General features: G+C 41.9%; 12 protein-coding genes and 1 tRNA gene. 3 read left to right on the top strand and 10 right to left on the bottom strand.

Annotation, left to right across the window (positions count from 1 at the left end):
• Window positions 1–33 precede the first annotated feature (33 nt).
• The 5 genes from NG22_RS01005 to NG22_RS00985 form a co-directional block, all read right to left on the bottom strand.
• A complete protein-coding gene (locus NG22_RS01005; protein WP_053404002.1) occupies window positions 34–438 on the bottom strand; it encodes a response regulator in 405 nt (134 codons plus the stop codon).
• A 125-nt stretch (window positions 439–563) separates the two neighbouring features.
• The gene (locus NG22_RS01000; protein WP_053404001.1) at window positions 564–2,399 is read right to left on the bottom strand and encodes a lytic transglycosylase domain-containing protein; all 1,836 of its coding nucleotides are present in this window, start codon (window positions 2,397–2,399) and stop codon (window positions 564–566) included.
• Between the two features lie 819 nt (window positions 2,400–3,218).
• On the bottom strand, window positions 3,219–3,863 hold the full coding sequence (locus tag NG22_RS00995; protein WP_053404000.1) for an O-methyltransferase: 645 nt from the start codon (window positions 3,861–3,863) through the stop codon (window positions 3,219–3,221).
• Window positions 3,864–3,874: 11 nt separating this feature from the next.
• Entirely contained in the window at window positions 3,875–5,119 is a 1,245-nt protein-coding gene (locus NG22_RS00990; protein WP_053403999.1) for a pitrilysin family protein, read from the bottom strand.
• A gap of 80 nt (window positions 5,120–5,199) precedes the next feature.
• The gene (locus NG22_RS00985; protein ID WP_053403998.1) at window positions 5,200–8,526 is read right to left on the bottom strand and encodes an ATP-binding protein; all 3,327 of its coding nucleotides are present in this window, start codon (window positions 8,524–8,526) and stop codon (window positions 5,200–5,202) included.
• A gap of 273 nt (window positions 8,527–8,799) precedes the next feature.
• On the opposite strand from NG22_RS00985, the gene NG22_RS00980 reads away from it, so the two are divergent.
• Window positions 8,800–8,886, top strand: a tRNA-Leu gene (locus NG22_RS00980).
• Window positions 8,887–9,893: 1,007 nt separating this feature from the next.
• Complete coding sequence (gene pepE, locus NG22_RS00975) at window positions 9,894–10,607, top strand: dipeptidase PepE (protein ID WP_053403997.1); 714 nt, start codon at window positions 9,894–9,896, stop codon at window positions 10,605–10,607.
• Between the two features lie 391 nt (window positions 10,608–10,998).
• Here pepE and purB read toward each other — a convergent pair whose 3' ends face one another.
• Window positions 10,999–12,342, bottom strand: coding sequence for an adenylosuccinate lyase (gene purB, locus NG22_RS00970; RefSeq protein ID WP_053403996.1), 1,344 nt, complete (start codon window positions 12,340–12,342; stop codon window positions 10,999–11,001).
• A 624-nt stretch (window positions 12,343–12,966) separates the two neighbouring features.
• On the opposite strand from purB, the gene NG22_RS00965 reads away from it, so the two are divergent.
• Window positions 12,967–14,043: a ferredoxin--NADP reductase gene (locus tag NG22_RS00965; RefSeq protein WP_053403995.1), complete on the top strand. Its 1,077-nt coding sequence runs from the start codon at window positions 12,967–12,969 to the stop codon at window positions 14,041–14,043.
• Window positions 14,044–14,424: 381 nt separating this feature from the next.
• Here NG22_RS00965 and NG22_RS00960 read toward each other — a convergent pair whose 3' ends face one another.
• The 4 genes from NG22_RS00960 to NG22_RS00945 form a co-directional block, all read right to left on the bottom strand.
• Window positions 14,425–16,902: a transglycosylase domain-containing protein gene (locus tag NG22_RS00960; RefSeq protein WP_253275637.1), complete on the bottom strand. Its 2,478-nt coding sequence runs from the start codon at window positions 16,900–16,902 to the stop codon at window positions 14,425–14,427.
• An 82-nt stretch (window positions 16,903–16,984) separates the two neighbouring features.
• Window positions 16,985–18,007, bottom strand: coding sequence for a cytochrome-c peroxidase (locus tag NG22_RS00955; protein ID WP_053403993.1), 1,023 nt, complete (start codon window positions 18,005–18,007; stop codon window positions 16,985–16,987).
• Window positions 18,008–18,009: 2 nt separating this feature from the next.
• Window positions 18,010–18,762 (bottom strand): MbnP family protein, encoded by a 753-nt coding sequence (locus tag NG22_RS00950; protein ID WP_053403992.1) that lies wholly within the window; start codon window positions 18,760–18,762, stop codon window positions 18,010–18,012.
• 10 nt (window positions 18,763–18,772) lie between these two features.
• Complete coding sequence (locus NG22_RS00945) at window positions 18,773–19,192, bottom strand: hypothetical protein (RefSeq protein WP_157600799.1); 420 nt, start codon at window positions 19,190–19,192, stop codon at window positions 18,773–18,775.
• Window positions 19,193–19,324 lie beyond the last annotated feature (132 nt).

Here is a 19,324-nt window from a genome sequence, read left to right as displayed (position 1 = left end):
AAAGCTTGGCCTATGCCAAGCTTTTAAGGAAAATCAAACAAATTCTTTCACCTTATTTAATGAGACATCTGTCAAAGGCTTCGTAATAAAAGTCAAAACATGATCATTGCTCATAATTTGATCAATATCTCTTTCGTTATCCGAGCTGGAAAGAATCACCACCCGGCATTTGTCTTTCACTGAAGAGGGGAATTTTTCAAACTCAAAGAGGAAAACAAAGCCATCCACAATGGGCATATTAATATCCAAAAAAATCAAATTAGGCAAAGCCTCCGGATTATCTGCATTATTTTTCAGGTAATCTAAAGCCCCTTTCCCCGAATTCTGAACTACAATATTCTCGGCAAAGCCTGCTATTTCAATTATTCTCTTACTTATAAAATTATCGGTGTCATTATCATCCACCAACATCACCAATTCTATTTTTTCCGAAGGCATATCATTACCATTTATTAAATGAGGTCCTTATTTTTGCTCCAACCTTTTGGGCGGTCAATATCCCAAGAAGCTCCCAATATAAGGATTTGCATTGGATTTGCACAAATTTAACTATATTCAATACACTACTGAGCCAGAGAATTAAGGATTTTCAACTCTTCTCCTATACTTAAAGACGCGTCTTTTTTATTATTCCATTTCAGGATGTCTTCTACAGACACCCCATACTGCTTGGAAATCTTATACATCGTCTCCCCTTTTTGTACTTTATGTATTTTATCACTGCTTATTAATTTTGGTTTTGCAGTAACACCTCCATTTTTGACCTTTAACTGTTGGCCAATGGATAAGGGTGCGTTTTCCGCTAAACCATTTAATGCTAACAGGTCCTCCACTGAAAGCTGGTATTTTCTTGAAATTCCATAATAGGTTTCTCCCTTGACTACAATATGATAGGCCGAGGTGCTAGCTGATGGTTCAGGTTCCGAGCGGCTTACCTTTTTTGGGGATGACTGGGGCTTTTCCTCCGGCACTTGCTCCACCACTACCTCTTCCGTTTTGGGAGGATTGTATTCCTTTTCGGCTTCCCTGCCGGCACTTTTTTCTTCAGCCGCTGGCAGGGGCTTCCATTCCTGCTTGGCCTGAGGCGATTGTTTTTGGGGTTCCTCTACTTCTACATACTCGATAGCTTGTCTGGACGCTCGCGTATCGCGCAGGAACAATTTACGACCCGGCTTTAATGGATCGAATTCATGCATGCGGTTCTTTTTTAACAACGATTTCAGTTTAATACCATAATGCTGCGCCACATCCCACATGGTTTCCCCATACTGCGCAATATGAAAGTCCACTCCTTTAGGTGCTTTTCTTTTCTTTCTTTTGAAATAGAAAATTTCCCCTTCATGCACCAGTCTGTGCGCTGGGATATCATTGTATTTGATAAACTTGATTTCAGAAACCTTTCCAATGTTGGCCAAATCAGAGATATCTTCGCCTCTTTGCGCTACAATCCCCCGGATGCCATTGATCTTTTTCACCCGATCTCCCACTCGTCTCCAAGCCGGATAATCTTTAATCTCCGCTGGTACATTCCCATCATTATGGGCGTAGGCCGGACTTAATCGGTCCAGCGCTCTGCTTGGTCCCTCTATAGGATACACAAAAGTATAAGTCTTCCCGGTGGGCACTCTTCCTTTTTTCAACCACAGGTTATAATCTTTCAGGATGTCTTCATCAATTTTCAGCTCATATGCTACCTGACGCATAGTCTTGCCGGATCCCCGGTTATAGGTTTTCAGATAATACTTTTGCGGTGGTATATTTTCCAAATAAGATTCAAAAGCAATTTTATGCGCTAAAGTCTTTTTCACATACCAGTGCAATTTGGTATCCACCTTCATACTTTTGGCGCCTTTGTATTTATTGTTGATATGCCGCTTAACACCTCCCAAACCAGCATAATACGATAACAAGGTATGCACCCAATTATCCAAATAGCGATTGTGCTTCTTCAAATAGTTCGCGGCTCCCTTGGTTGCCCCCGTAATACTCATCCGCTCATCTACACTGCCATCCACACGCATGCCGACTTCCAGTGCTGTTGGCTTTTTAAACTGCCAAAAACCTACCGCGTTTGAAGAAGATACCGCATCTCCAATTAAAGAGCTTTCCTGTATGGGCAAATATTTAAAGTCTTCCGGCAAACCCTCCTCTTTCATGACCTCTTCAATAACGGGCATATAGGCATAAATTCTTTGTAATTTCTGATCGAAATAAACGCCGCCTCTATGTAACTGTTCGGCCTCTTTCTTCAGTTCTGCCTGCAGGGATTTGGATAATTGAAGCTTTACACCAGCAAAGTACATGGTTTCAGAAACCTTTATCTTCTGCGCCATTACGGACTGCATTCCAATAAAAAGGGAAAGGATAAGGGAAAGGCCTCCCACAAATTTTTTAATCATGAATATTGGGTTAAAAAATTCTATTAGATCATTCTTGCTAAGCAAGCTCACAATAATACCAAAAAAATCGTTTTCCGGGATTGAATTTCGTCTGAATAATATTTGCCACAAAAATAAAGTGCGTATTCCAAACCCTATCATCAGCGGCAAATTCCAATGATGAGTAGAGGGCATGGATCACTTCACATCATCCACATGACAATGCCCTAGAATCAAGGATGAATCAAGGATTAGGACTAAAGCCCGTCAAAATTCCCATAGCAGTTTGCGCTTTATCCACCTCTAAACAAAGCTTTCTCCCGACTCACCTTGCCCCCTGATCAACTGCCAATTAACCCATTTTTTACAAAAACTGAACGATCCTAATAGAATCCGGCTTACCCCAAATTATGCGCAAGGAAGTACATTACAACCACTCACAGACAAGTAACCTTCGGTAGATTGCACATGACTTTCCTGTTTTGATCATCGCCCCTATGAGGGTGATCTAATTTTCCTTATTTCTTTACTTCGCAAGAAAAACTCGGAACAGGTCAATTTCCCTTATTTTCCCGCCTTCACGTTTAATGATCATTCAAGTATTAAGCCGGATTATTCACCGCCAAAACCACTAATCTCACTAAACATCAACCAATTGCAGGCAATCTTCTTTGATGATTAATAGCCCAAATTGGGGATGTTTGCTTTGACCTCATTCATCTGCCTCTTTGGGAAAAACTCGCAACCGGGAACGATTCTTTCATTTTTCCTGCCCCTGCAGCAAAAAGAGGATTTAGGTAGCATTTGATACAAAAAAAAGCTACCCAAGGTAGCTCTTCTTTATTTTTTTCGTGCCATCATCAGGCCATCCCTTAAGGGAAGTAAAATATTCTCCACCCTGGGATCTTCCTGTACTTTTCGGTTAAAGTCTAGTACGGCAGCAGTGTCTTTATCAAGCTTCTTTCGGTTTTTTTCCAGCACCTTTCCACTCCAAAGCACATTATCGGCCAAAATCACACCTCCCGGATTAAGCTTCTCCACGATCAACTCATAATAGTTGGCATAATTACCCTTGTCGGCATCGATAAAAACCAAATCAAATGTACCCTCCAGGGCAGGAATAATCTCCAATGCCGGACCACTCAGGATTTTGATTTTATCCAAAACTCCCGCCTGCTCCGCATATTCCTCCACCATATCGGTCAGTTCTTCATTGATGTCTACTGTCACCAACTCTCCGTCTTCGGGCAAGCCTTCCGCCATGGCAATCCCGGAATACCCCGTAAAGGTTCCAATTTCCAATATCCGCTTCGGCTTTAATATATGGGTGAAAATGCTTAAAAACCTTCCCTGAAAATGTCCGGATAGCATGCGGGGCATTAATACATTTACATTCGTATCACGATCCAAAGCCGTTAAAACCTCAGGCTCTTTATCGGTATGCGCATCACAATAAGCCTGTAATTCAGGATCTATAAATTCCATATTAACTCTTTCTATGCTTCCAACTCCGGTTGGTAAGTCAAATAACTAAATTGCTCTTCTACTAAAAATTCATTGGCTGCATCCATCAATTGCTCAGCCGTTACGGCCCGAATACCCCGGATGATATTATCCAATGACTCAATTTTGTTTTGATCAAGCAAGCCCTTTGCCATACTCAGCATCAATCCCATATTATTTTCCTCCGCCATGGCCAGCTGCCCTACTAATTGTTCCTTTACCTGTCTCAATTGCATGGGCCCAAGTTTTTTCTTCTTCACCTGTCGAATCTCCTTCATCACCAAAGCTTCACTTCTCCTCTGGCTGGCCGGATCCGTTGCAAAGAAAAAGCTCACCTGTCCTGCATCCGTATAAGGCGTAAAATTAGCCTCTATAGAGTATACCAGTCCAAATTTTTCTCTCAGAGACAAATTCAGTCGGGAATTCAGGCTTGGTCCTCCAAGCAAATTCACCAACATGAAAAAGGGTAATCGCTTGGGATGCTCAAAATGGGGCGCCGGCAAACCGATTATCGAATGAGATTGGGTAATATCTCTGCGTTCCACAATTTTCCTTACCGGCTCATAATAATCCGGCTTTATTCGTTGCTGAGGAGTGCCTGTAAGCTTGATGTCTCCCAGGAATTTTTTGGCTTTCTCAAAAACTACCTTGGCCGGAATGTTCCCGATACTGGAAAATACCAAATGTCCGGAGGTCAGATTTTTTTGAACAAACTTAAGGAAATCTTCCTGCTTAAATTGAGCGATGGAATCTGAAGTCCCCAATATATTGTAACCCAGCGGATGATTGGGAAAGACCAACTCATCAAAATGATCCTGAATAGCATCTTCCGTGGTATCATGATACATGGCCATTTCTTCCAGAATCACATTCCGTTCTTTCAAAATTTCCTTTTCCGGGAAAGTAGAATGAAAAGTGATATCCGTCAGCAGATCAAAAGCCTTATGAAAATGCTCATCCAGTACCGAGGCATAAAAGCATACCTTTTCCTTGGTGGTATAAGCATTCAGCTCTCCTCCTACTGCTTCCAGTCTGTTTAAAATATGAAAGGCCCGACGATTCGCCGTGCCTTTAAAAGCCATATGCTCCCAAAAGTGAGCAATTCCCAATTCCTCGGCACTCTCATCCCTGCTTCCAACATCCAAAATAAATCCGCAGTGCACCACCTTGGTGTGACTCACTTCTTTATGAACCACCCGAATGCCATTGGGGAGTTCTAAAATCTCGTATTCTTTCATAGCGATAGCCGCAAAGATAGAGATGTTTGGCCGAATAAATGCGCTTCTTAAAGAAAGATTTATGCAAAAACACGGACAAGTCAGGGAGATTTCTTAGCATTGAGGACAGGCAAACCATCCTTCTTTTTGGGACGATAATGCTTTAGCAATTTATTGTAGAATATTTTGGGGTCAAAAGGCTTGGTAATAAAATCTACCATTCCCCAGTCGTATACTCTTTTCTGAACTTCCGACAGGGCCGAAGCCGTAAGCGCAAGAATGGGTAGCTTTTGATAGTAATCCTCCTTAAAGGATTTAATCTTTTTGGTGGCTTCAAAACCGTCCATTATTGGCATTTCCAGATCCATCAATACCATGTCAAATTTATTTTTTTGGACCATTTCTACGGCTTCCACTCCATTCTGCGCCAATTGTACGATCACCCCAAACTTCGATAAGAACTTTTTCGCTACAAATTGATTCATCGTATTGTCCTCTACTAAAAGCACACGTACGCCCTCCAAATCTTCCCCCATGGTCGTTGTTTCTTGTTTTTCCTCTGCCCGTTCCTCTACAGAGTCCGGGAGACGATAAGGTAATTGAACCGTAAACTTTGAACCTACCTCCAGTTCACTGGAGACCGAAACACTTCCGCCCTGCATCTCGCACAACTTTTTAGTAATGGTTAAGCCTAAGCCGGTACCTCCAAATTTCCGGGTAGTCTCTGCGCTTACCTGTGAAAAGCTTTGGAAAATAGCATCCACCTTATCCTCCGGAATACCAATACCGGTATCAATGACCTGAAACTTTATCTGGCAGGCATTATCGCCCACCGAGGTGGCTGAAACTTTGATTTCTACCATGCCGACTGGCGTAAACTTAATGGCATTATTCACCAGATTAACCAAAATCTGGCGAATCCGAACCGGGTCACCAATGACCATTTTGGGCACATCCTCTTCAATGAAATATTTTAATAAAATTTTCTTTTCCTGTGCCTTGAAGAAAAGCATATCATAAACGCCTTTTACATCTTTCCAAAGATTAAAAGTGATGCTTTCGATTTCCAGCTTTCCGGATTCAATTTTGGAGAAATCCAGGATATCATTAATCAAGCCAAGTAGACTTTCCGCAGAAAATTTCAATTTGCTCAGGTACTCCAATTGCTCGGGTCTTGGATTCTCCTCAATTAATAGATGAGAAAGGCCTACCACGGCGTTCATGGGAGTCCTGATTTCATGAGACATGGTAGAAAGAAACTGGGCTTTGGTTCTGGAAGCCTCCTCTGCTCTTTCCTTGGCTTCAATTAATTCACCCCGAAGTTTTCGGTCTTCTGTAATAAAATGAGAAAACAGTATGATGCCCCCAATTTCATAATCATCGGTAAACCATGGGCGCATTTCCCATCTGGCCCATTCCTCTTTACCGTCACAACGAAAAACCTGCATTTCCTCCTCTTCCTCAATAATACCTTTCAAACCGCGCTTCAATAAAAATTCCATATAAGCGGGAGAATCAGGAAAAACGGTATGGTAGGATTGACCTACCAATTGCCGGTCTTTGGTGCGATAATCTTCCCGAAAGCGCTCACTTACCGCCAAAAACTTCAAATCCTGATCTAGCATAGCAATAGCAGCCGGCGCTTCGCCTACGAAAGTTTTTAGCGAAACGACATTTCTTCTAAGTTTTTCATCCCGTTCTTTCTTCAACTGAATATCAAAAAGGGTGAATAACAACTCCGTCACTTCCTCTTTCTCATTTCGGCGGAAGGGGCTTACTGTCAAATGAAACCAATGGTTTTTGCGCTCCGCATTTTTTAATCGCAAATCCATTTCCAACTTATCGGTTGTTTGCAAGTCCAATGAGGAGGAGGCTAGCATTTCCTCCATGCTCCGCCGGTCTTCCGCATGCAGGTACTTTCGCCAGTCTGCTTCCTCTCCCTCTAATTTTAAAACTCGATTCACGGAGCCTTTGGTATAAATAACCTCCTGTTTTCGAGCTTCCACCACCATTAAAAAATTAGGGGATGCTTTCATGATTTGCTCGACCATCAGCGATTTATCTTCCAACATTTTAGCCACCTTCACCTGCTCATCCACATCCTGAAGCGTCCCTACCAATTTGGTGATGCTCTGATTTTCAAACTCCACATGTCCCAATGCCCTGACCCATTTAAACTCACCTGCCTTTATAGGAATTTGAAACTCCTTTTGAAAGCAAGCGGTATTCTCATCCAAATCCAGAAATGTCATCAGCGCACTTTGGTTGTTTAAGCCATATAATGCAGGTAGCTTGTCAAATGAGATCTCAAACCCTTCTCCTAACTCATGAATTTGATTCATTTGGCTGGTCCACTCCACCGATTGTTTTATAAAATCGATCTCAAAGCCTCCCAGGCGAGCAATATCCTGTGTACCTTTTAGCAGATTCTCTGCACGTATTTCCGATTCAATATTTTGAGCACTTATCAAAAAACTTGCATCCACCATCCCTTGCACCCGCTGAATTTTCATTTGCATCCAGACCTCAACCTCATCATATCGTATCCATTGCACTGGCACTTCAATGATCTCCTCTTCGGAAATTCCTTCCAGATGTTGCTCAATATCCTGATGATTATCCCTTGTTATTAATGTTGAAAAACCGGCCTGCAATAAGTCCGCCACCTCATATCCTAATTGTTCAAGGCAAGAAGGAGAGACATAAATGATCTTGGCATCCTCATTTAGTAGCAAAATTACATTGCTCATTTTTTCAGTAATCGTGCGGTAACGGTTCTCGTGAATCACAAGGTGCTCCTGCGTGTTTGAAAGCTCCATCATGGCATCTCGTAACTCCACCTCCTTTTCTCGGGTAGTCTTATAAGCATTCTCCAGCGCTTTGTTTTTAGTATTCAAATGACGAAATAGAGGTCGCGTAATTAATATTATTCCCAAAAACACTAATAATGAAATGGCAAATACCAGCCCCATAGCCAGGTCAATCAACTGCGAGTTTTGCCTTCTGAATTTTAATATCAATAATTCGTACATCGCTTCCAGCTGCCGTTCATATTGAATCAAGTCCTTCTTAACGATGGGATGTTGTAAAAAGGAGAGGTGCGCCTCTCGCTCTTTTTGCAGATAATTAAAACTCATGTTGGCTTTAGACAGCATAGTTTCCCATTGAGCGCCATAAGTCAAATCCGAACATTTACTTTTAATTTCCAAATGGCCATCATGAATCCCTTTCCACCGCCAAACATCCGGACTGATTGAAATGGCCTGAATACGTTTTATTTGCTGATCCACCAAATGTGTAATGGCGCCTTGCTGGTCTAACTTCCGGTCAAAAAGAAATAATACCAATAAAGTGCTGGTAAGCAACACCAACAAAAAATAGGCAAATACTACGTTAAGGCGCTTGAGTTTAGAATGATGAATATGCATATATGGGCAAATAGAGGTTTTTATATAACATACGTCATTTTTATTGCACGATCACCAAATAGCTAGGACTTTCATCCTCAGAACCTTACAAGATAAATAAACCTATTTATCCCAATCTTACGCTATCCCGAAAGGTAAGATTTAGAGTGAAAATTAATTTTTCCACACAAAGCCCCTCATTATCAAACGCCTACCCCTAGCACTATTTTTTTCTCTCTAAATTCATAGACAATTCAAAGAAAACGCCTTACATTTGCTTCGCTTTCAATAAGCGCGCACGTGGTGAAATCGGTAGACACGCCATCTTGAGGGGGTGGTGACCTAACGGTCGTGGAGGTTCGAATCCTCTCGTGCGCACCAATAACTCCCTAAAAGCCTGTTTACAGGCTTTTTTTGTTGGTCGTGAAATTAGCACAATTCTCAACCTCTTTCAGGTACCACTCACGATCATTACCCTTAATTTCAGATTGGATCTGCCGCAAAATATTAGCCCGATTTTCCGCTCCTAAGCATGAATTTCAACTTTTCAAAAAGCAGGCTGATCGACTTATCATCTGGTAAAAATTTAGAGTGTATTTAAATGCGAAAATTTGATTAGTGCAGAAACAATACCCGATTATTTTAAGGGCAGCATCACTTTTGTTGGGAAATTATCCAAAATCGCATGCAATAATTCGAAATTTCAGCCAGATAGTGTGCTTTTAAACAAGCTCTTATCACACTCCAAATTTCCGCTTAAAAATAAGCCTAAATTATTCCCCGCCAGATTCAACAAACCCAACTAAATACTTTATTTCCAACATATTAATCCTGTTATTTCCGAATTTCAAATACCCATAATTGGGCAAAGCTTGCTTCCTCCTCACTCATCTGCTACTTTGAAAAAAATCGATAAAAGGAATTATTTCTTCATTTTTAGCGCATGTAGTTCAACAAAGATTAAAGCGGAAATAATCCGGTTTAGGCAGACAAAATTCGGATGAAGTCGTGTGCGGAAATACCTCCACCTTTATCATTAAAAAATTAATAACAAATGGCTGATTTGGTATAGAATTTGCTAAAATAACCTTGTGATTGATGGGGTAATGGAAAATGGCATTTGAGTGTAAAGGTCATTTTCCCCCTTTTAAGATGAGCACAATCTAAAAATTAACGTTGATATATTATTATTTCGGCCCGGACTGGTAATCCGGGCGTTTTTTTGTCCATTTTTCAACCATAAAGGGCCTCCCCCATATCTTTCACCAAATTTCCAATAAAAATACGGGATTAAGCACAGATGATCTTTTTGAAAACTAATGTAGATCATAGCTGATAATTCTCCGGCTTTTGCATATTTGCGGTGAACGTATGGAAATAAAATCTAAATGAATAATCTACAACTTTTACTGATCAGCAACTCTACCATGCCCGGAGAGGCATATCTAGGGTATTGTAAAGAAAATATCGCCCAGTTTTTAGGGGACGTTAAGGAAGTACTTTTCATTCCTTATGCTGGTGTTACGGTTAGTTATGAGGACTACACGGCGAATGTAGCGGCAGCGCTGAATCCATTTGGCATTGAGGTTACGGGCATTCACAGCTTCTCCAACCCCATTAATGCAGTGGAGGGCGCCAAAGCCATTATTGTTGGCGGTGGAAATACTTTTGAATTACTTTCTAAATTATACGATAAGCGCATTGTTGAAATCATCCGTAAAAAGGTGATTAACGGAACACCTTATATCGGATGGAGCGCCGGATCGAATATGGCTTGCCCGACCATTAAAACAACGAATGATATGCCGATTACAATGCCAATTTCATTCAAAGCCCTGAACCTGATCCACTTTCAAATTAACCCGCATTATACAGAGGAGCGCATTCCAAATCACGGAGGTGAAAGCCGCGCCCAACGTTTACAGGAGTTCCTGACCAAAAATACAGATATTGAAGTTTTGGGCTTACCGGAAGGCACCATGGTGGAAGTTCGCGATGGTAAGGCGACCTACCTTGGTGAATACAGCGGAAAAGTATTCTTCAATGCAGAAAAAGCAGAGGAAGTAAATCATCAGGATGATTTGTCCTTCCTTTTAAAATAGACTGGGTTATGCATGCTTAAGCCGGATAATTCATGCTTAAATCCTCGTTGAGCTGTAAGGCGGAAAAAATGAAGGAATAGTTTCCTATTTCGAGTTTTTCTAACGAAACAGATGAATGAGGAGAAAGCAAGCTTGCCCAAATTTGGGCTATTATAAATCAAAGAAGTTGATTGTAATAGACTAAAAATAAAATACTTATGATTAATAAATAAAATAAGCGGTGAATAATTCGGGTTAAATCCTTGTTTAGTTGCCTGATGGAAAAATGAAAGAATTTTTCCTATTCCGAATTTTCCCGAGGAAGCAGACAAATCAGGAGAAAGCAGGCATTTGATATGAAAAAGGCCTTGAGCATCACCTCAAGGCCTTTTTAATGCAAAAAATCTAATAATTAGATTCCAGTATAATTCCATGGCGTAATTACGCGCAACTCTGCCTTAATTTCTTCCGAAACATCCAGGCCTTCAATGAAGGCAGCAATAGACTCCCCGGTGATTTTCTCATTGGTACGCGTCAAAGCTTTCAGCGCCTCATATGGATTCGGATAAGCCTCTCGACGTAAAATCGTTTGAATCGCCTCAGCAACTACCGCCCAGTTATCTTCCAAATCCTGACGAATAGCAGCCTCATTCAATTCCAGTTTATTGAGTCCTTTTTTCAGGGAATTCAATGCAATTACCAAATGGCCTAAAGGAACCCCAATATTTCTCAATACGGTAGAATCCGTCAAATCGCGTTGCAAACGGGAGATGGGCAATTTAGCGGAAAGGTGTTCAAAAATCGCACTGGCGATACCCAAATTACCTTCAGCATTTTCGAAATCAATCGGGTTTACTTTATGTGGCATCGCCGAAGACCCTACTTCCCCTTCCTTAATTTTCTGCTTGAAGTAATTCATTGAAACGTACTGCCAAACATCACGGGAGAAGTCAATCAAAATGGTATTGATACGCTTCAGTGCATCAAAATATGCTGCCAGGTTATCGTAATGCTCAATCTGAGTGGTAGGGTGAGAACGAACCAAGCCCAAATACTCTGCTACGAACTGATCACCGAAAGATTTCCAGTGGATAGCCGGGTAGGCTACATTGTGTGCATTGAAGTTACCCGTAGCGCCACCAAATTTAGCAGCGAAAGGAACCTGCAGCAACTGACCTTTCTGAATGGCCAAACGCTCGGTAAACACTTCAATTTCTTTACCCAAACGCGTTGGAGAAGCCGGCTGACCATGGGTTTTTGCCAACATAGAAACATTCCCCCACTCCTTGGACTTATTTTCCATTAAAGCGCAAACTTCCTCGAACAGTGGCAACACCTGCTCTTCCATTGCCTCTTTTAAAGACAAAGGCACAGAGGTGTTATTCACATCCTGAGAAGTCAATCCAAAGTGGATAAACTCTTTGTGATCGGACAAGCCCAAAGCGTCGAATTTCTCTTTGATAAAGTATTCAACCGCCTTAACATCGTGGTTAGTCGTTTTCTCGATATTCTTAATGCTTTGCGCATCCTCTTCAGTGAAGTTGCGATAAATATCACGAAGCGACTCATACAATCCCGCATCAACACCTTCCAGCTGAGGCAATGGATATTCACATAAAGCAATAAAGTATTCGATTTCTACGCGTACACGGTAGCAAATTAACCCATATTCTGAGAAATATGGCGCCAATGGCTCCGTTTGTGCCCCGTAACGACCATCAACTGGCGAAACAGCAGTAAGACGATTCAATTCCATATCAAAATTAAACGTAAATGAGATATTATTTCAAAATCAAAAATAACATCGTTCTTTGAGAATACCCAAGTGATCTTAAGAATTTGCAATTAAAATAGCACCGGCTTGTTATTATCAAAAACCATATTCTTTGACAAAAGGATCTGAATGCACACGCTAATGCCAACAACCGGATTATCCAGGCTTAAATCCCTGTTTTACTTCATGAGGGGAAAATGAAGGAATAATGTTCCATTTCAAATTTTTCAAAGAGAAGCAGATGAAGAAGGAGAGCACAAGCTTGCTCATAATTGGGCCATTAATAAATCAGCAAATTGCCCCAAAATATAAGGGCTTTTAGAATTTTAGCGTAATGGAATAAATCTTGCGTTGAAACACCCCGCATGGTATTGGTCCGTCTTCCAATCCCTTGTAAAATAAGTAGCGAACGTGCGCAAAACGAATTTCAAATCACCTTATCAAATGCGAAAACTTTAGCAACCAAACCTCCTTGGCTATGGATAAAAACAATAGGAAGTATAGCTAAACTTATAGCATAAAGGGCGGTTAAAAAAATTTATTCCGTACTTTAGTTTCCTCAAGGAAACGTATAATCAACAAGCAATAACCTAAAATAATACCCATATGGCATTCAGTTTTTTTAAAAAAAATAAGGCCGAAACCCCAGCTACTGCCCAAGGCGGTTTACAAGTAAAAGCTATTATTCAAGAGACTGCCGATACGGTGAGTCTCGTGTTTGAAAATCCTAACTGGACCTATCAGGCTGGCCAATTTTTGAGCCTCAGTTTTGAACTCAATGGGCAAACCGAAACCCGATCATATTCATTATGCTCTTCTCCTGTAACTGATAAAGACCTCGCCATTACCATAAAAAGGGTGGAAGGAGGATTGATCTCCAACTATATTAACGATCAGGTAAAAGAAGGGGACTTTATCAAAGTCATTCCTCCGGAAGGAATTTTTGTACTAGCGCCAGCGGAGAGCCAAAGTCGAAATATTTTATTATTTGGTGCTGGTAGTGGTATTACGCCTTTGCTATCCATATTAAAAACAGTATTGGCCCAGGAGGCTGATAGTCATGTCACTTTGGTATATACCAATCGCAATGAAGAAAGCATCATATTTTCGGAAACGCTTTCACAGCTTCAGGCTCAATATGAAAATTTCGAAGTAATCCATACCCTAACGCGGGCTTCTGACCAATGGACGGGAGAAAGAGGCCGATTAAGCAAAGAACGAATTCAGGAAATCTATCAAAACCTCCCCCAAAAAACAGGAGCAACTCAGGTTTATAGCTGTGGTCCGGAAGCCATGATGGATTTGGTAGCTGAAAGCCTGCAGGCTGCGGGTGTTGCGGAAGCACAGATTCATCATGAAAAATTTTCCGGTAGCAGCGGATTAAGCGAAACAGAATCCGCAGAAATTGTGCAGCAAGAGGTGACGATTCTATTGGAAGGAGAAACCTTTAAAGTCAATGTACCGGCAGAGAAAACCATTTTGGAGGCTGCATTAGATCAGGATATTGACATGCCCTTCTCTTGTCAAAGCGGATTATGCACCGCCTGCCGAGGCAAATGCATTGAGGGTAAAGTGGCCATGGAAGAAGATGACGGACTCTCCGAAGACGAGTTGGAAGGCGGATATATTCTAACCTGTGTCAGTCACCCAAAAAGCAAAGGAGTGGTGATAGAAGTGGGATAGTTTTTAACCTTAATGGGAATGACTTTTTTCTATTTCAGGCACTGTCCCCACTAACAGGTGCGCCTGCCAAAAAAAAATCCAAAAAAGCGAGATGATACATTGGAATATTGAAAATAATGGTTGATATTAAAGTAGTCTTGCTATTGAGTTAGAATTAGATTAACGTTTTCGTTAGTCATTTTAGCTTTTAGGGGTAAAATTTAGTCGAAGTCCAGCGGTGAAATATCGTTGGGCTTTTTTTTGGCTTCAATTTACGGCAGGAATGAGCCACTAATCAAATAATATTAAAAAATCACCTTATTTAGAAAGTGGGCAGATTTCCCTTATTTTGCCCTAAATGAATAAAAAAGCGGTAGAATAAATTCCACCGCCTTCTTGCCATTATCCAAATATCTTATCGAAGAACTTCTTCTTTTTCTTTTTGCGTTTATGCTTGCGGAATTCCTTAGGTTCCCTCGGCTCACGCTTCTCCTCTCGTTTCTGAATACGCTCCTGTTTTTTAATGGGATCAGATTTGAAAATATCTTTTAGCACATCATTAAAGGATTTCGTCTCCGGCTCCTCAATCCAGTCCTCACAGTTCATGGCCTGCAATTCATAGTGGGTTAAAGATGGAAAACGCGAATGGGTAATCTGCCTGAATGCCGACTCTTTGTTTAGCTTTTGCATGAATTTACCAAAAACAGGAAGAGCGGTATTCGCCCCCTGGCCCAGGCGTGTACTTCTCCAGCGAATGGCCGGCTCATCATTCCCCACCCAGGTTCCGACCACTAATCGGGGCGTCATAGCCATAAACCAACCATCGGTATTGGATTGGGTGGTCCCGGTTTTCCCAGCCAGATCATTCTTCAAACCATAAACATAACGCAATCTTCCTCCGGTTCCATTATTCACCACATTTTGCATCATGGCCAGAATCTGGTGATCGGTAGATTGCTTAATGACACGTTCCCCTCTTTCTGCCGGGGCTTGTTCATAAATTACATTCCCCAAACCATCCACTATCTTTGTCAAATACCTTGGACGAACCTTGTAGCCTCCATTTGCTAATACCGCATATGCATTTACCATTTCCTGAATAGATACCTCCGGCGTTCCCAACACCGTGGAAGGCGGAACACGATCTTCATTATCTCGCTCAATTCCTGACAAGCCAAATTCCTCCAGATAATCTCCGACGGTCACCAAACCGGCTTCCATTTCCACCTGAACCGAAACTGTATTCACAGAATTGGTGAGCGCTCCTTTCATAGAATACAATCCTTCATACTTCCCATCTGCATTTCCGGGCGCCCAGGCATCCTCCAAATCCGGCATTTCTACTTCCTCTCCCTCTTCCAAATCCTCCGTAGAGGGCAATTTTGCCAGCAACCAACCTTTTTTCGGGTCTTCTAAATAATACTGCTTGGCAGCAGGGTAATAATTACAGGCTTTAGCGCCCTGATCCAGGGCAGTAGCATATACCAAGGGCTTTATGGTTGACCCCACCTGACGTTTATAGGAGTCTTTGGCATGATTAATCTTCAGATATCGATGATCAATCCCACCAATATAAACTTTCACCTCCCCACTTCTGGGCTCCATGGCGATCATTCCCATATTCAGGAAATGAAGAAAGTGAGAAAGGGAATCATTCGGCGTCATCACCAGCTTTTCACGCTTAAACTCATGCGTCAGAATTTCCATCGACACCGGCGTATTAAAGGCCTCTTCAATTTCTTCTTTAGAGGCATTACGAGCTTTGAGCTCCTTATAACGATTACTATTTCTTTTGGCGCGCTCAAAAACTTCCGGATGTCTGGCCCAGGGCTTTTTCCCTTTCCAGTGCGCATCAAAGCTTTTTTGCAGGTCCGTCATATGTTCCCGCATGGCTTCTTCAGCCAATTCCTGCATTCGGTAATTGAGGGTCGTATGAATCTTCAATCCATCCCGGTTCAGATCATAACGATCCTTCGCCTCCAGATGCAGATTAATAGAATCCAGAATATCCTTTACCTCAAATTTCAATTGCTCCCGAAAATAAGTGGCAAGCCCCTCATTCTCTCCGGTAGAGCGATACTTAATTTCCAAAGGTAATTGCTGTAGAGAATCTTCCTGCTGGGCATTTAAATAGCCGTATTTCTCCATTTGCGAGATCACCACATCTCTACGCTCTTTCGATCTTTCCGGAAAAACCCGTGGATTGTAATAATAATTCGCCTTCAGCATGCCAATTAAAACTGCTGATTCCTGTAGGCTGAGCTCCTTGGGTTCTTTGCTGAAAAACTTTCGCGCGGCGGTCCGAATGCCATAGCTATTGTCTCCAAAGGGAACCGTATTCAGATAAAGATTAATGATTTCCTCTTTAGAATAAATGGACTCAATCTGACGGGCAATTAACACTTCCTTAATTTTGGAAGCAGCTAAATCCAGCTTTCCATAGCCATCTCGGGGAAAGAGATTCTTGGCCAATTGCTGCGTAAGGGTAGAACCTCCACCAGCCGATCGTTGCCCCAAGATCACGGTTTTCACCAATACACGCCCCCAGGCACGATAGTCTACCCCATCATGCTCAAAAAAACGAGCATCTTCCGTGGCCACCAGGGCATGAACCAAATCCGGAGAAAGGTCTTCATATTTAATATTGGAACGTTCCTGTATAAAATACTTCCCTAAAATCCGACCATCTTCACTGTAAACCAAAGACGCCTGGGCATTTTCTATCTTCCGTAAATCCTGCTCAACAGGCAGGTCCCCGAAGGTTCCCCACTTTACGGACCACACAAATCCAACGACTGACAGGCAGCCAGCAAGGAAAAAACACAGCAATACCACCATGATCTTTCCGAAAATAGAAAGTCTTAAGAAACTATTCAGCACAATAATAATTTATACAAGCCGCTCGAAATGAACAGCAATGAGGGTTAATTGACGTGCAAAGATAGTTATTGCCTATGAAAAATCAGCGATCTGTGGTTGGAGAATTAAAAGGATTGGAAAAGTCTTCATTTTCCAAATACTCCTCATCGGTCAGGGTTTTTAGAAAAGCGATCAAATCCTCCTTTTGCGCAGCAGTCATATTAATTCCTCCTTCATGATTCATCAAGGGATCTGTAAACTCCGTAAAATTCACCTGATCCGAATAGAAATCCACTACTTCTTCCAGGGTAGCGAAACGATTATCATGCATATAAGGCGCCGTCACCGCAACATTCCTCAATGAGGGGGTTTTGAATTTTCCGATATCCACGGAATCGCCTGTCACTAAAAAACGTCCGGCATTTCCAGCATGAAAAGTAGCGTCCAGGCCGATATTATGAAAATCACCATCCCGGAACAAAACGGTGGAATGGCAATGGAAGCAATCCGCATCTTCGGTAAAAAACAAGTCGTATCCTCTCTTTTCCTGCTCCGTGAGCGTGCCCTCTCCCCGGTTAAATTTATCAAATTTGGAATTCCCACTTAATTGCGTTCTGGAAAACTGTGCCAACGCATAACCCAAAGTCTTGTAAGAAATTTCTTCATGCCCGAAGGCCAGTTTGGCCAAATGTCGGTATTCCTCATTCCCATTGGCATAGTCGAGATCCGCTTCAAAGAAATCACGGATTTCAAAGACCATCACGTCCTCCAGACTGCCTTCCTTACTGCCATTCCAAAGAAAATACTGGTCATAAGCCAGGTTCGCATGTGGCATAATGGCCAACTGCCCCTGCTCATTCGCCGAGGCAAAACCGGTCTTTTGCTGATGACAGTCCCCACAAGCCCTTCCTTTATCTTTGGTATTTAGGTTACGGTCATAATAAACCCTTCTGCCCAGTGCCACACCTTCCGCTGTCAAGGGGTTATCTGCCGGAATAACCACCTTAGGGAATTTTCCCGGAACATTCAGGCTTATTGGCGTTGCTGCGGAATGATCAACAGGTTCGTCTGCCTCACAGGCCACTAAAGACACAACAGACAGACAAAGTATCAAAATCCTTCTCATGATTATTCTCCTTTTATACTAAATGACCAGATATTTTGCCCGTTTTCCATTAGAATCGCCTGCTTTTCTGGTTTATTCATAATCGCCTGAAATTCAGTCAGCGAATAATGCGTACTTCCATGTGTATACCATTTAAGCAAATCCATCTCCAGGTTCACCTCCGTCAACCCCTGCCCCACAGAAAGACCCGCTGCCGGCACCTCCGCTTTGAAAAAGTGATCCAAATCCATATCTCCCATTTTCAGATTCCCCATATGGGTATTGTAACCATTCAAAGCTTCCGCTTCGGGTAAGGAAAAGCGCCCTTCCAGCTTCATAAAATGCAGCCCACCGCCCATATTTTCCGGCCAAATCATCGCCTGCAATTGATCCACCGGCACTAAAGACTGATCATTCCACTTATCCGTCAATCCAAAAATAAAATTGATTTGCTGATAATCCCCTAGAGGAAGGCTTTGCAAATTAATCGTGGCCTCCATGTTTTGAGGATTAAGTGATATATACCACATGCTGTCTATTTTCACCAACTCCCCGTTCGCTTTCACCAACTCCAATTCGGACAAATAATAATTGACTTTGGTCACGCTGAATTGCTCCCCCAAATCATTGGCATACAACATGGCATCCATTTTCAATTTGGCGCCATCCACGGTATGCAGCATATTGATTTTAAGGCTCGGATTTTCCACTTTGTCATCAGATCCGCAAGCCATTAAGAAAACCAAAATGGGAAGTGCAAAAAGTAGGTTTTTCATAGTATTATGCTTAAAAGTGGGGCGTATAATCCCCGGTTTGGTATTGACAATCTTTGTATTTCTTATTCAGAGTGGCTTTCCACCACGGCCCACGGGTAAAGCATAGCTTTGTTTTCACCCCAAAATTTCGCCAAAATCGTGACCATTCATTTTTATAGGGAGCAGTACCCTTGGGCATCACCAAATATTCAAAGCCCATTTTTCGTGTTTCTTCTGTAAAACAGGGATTTCCATTCAAGGTATTTTGGGTATTCTTTTTAATAATCACCGGGTACACTTTAGTAGAAGATTGGTGCTTTTTTCGTAATTCTTTCGATGACCGAAAGGCAGTGGCGTTCGTGCGGTCACTAAGCCTTTGCGCCTGAACCATAGAAATGTTCACCGACAAACCGCATAAAAAGAGAAAAAGGAAGAGTCCCCTACCAGCCATAGAAGTAACAAATGTTTAAACAATACCAAAATTCCTCTAATTTACAATATTCAACGAAAAAATCAGGATTGGGGATTGGAATCTGCAGAGAACTGTATTCAAGGGGTGGGATTGGCGATACCAAAATCTTGT

Origin of the sequence: Persicobacter sp. CCB-QB2, assembly GCF_001274635.1 — a bacterium.
GTDB classification, from domain to species: Bacteria; Bacteroidota; Bacteroidia; order Cytophagales; family Cyclobacteriaceae; genus Persicobacter; species Persicobacter diffluens.
This window is presented reverse-complemented; position numbering and strand designations above follow the sequence as displayed.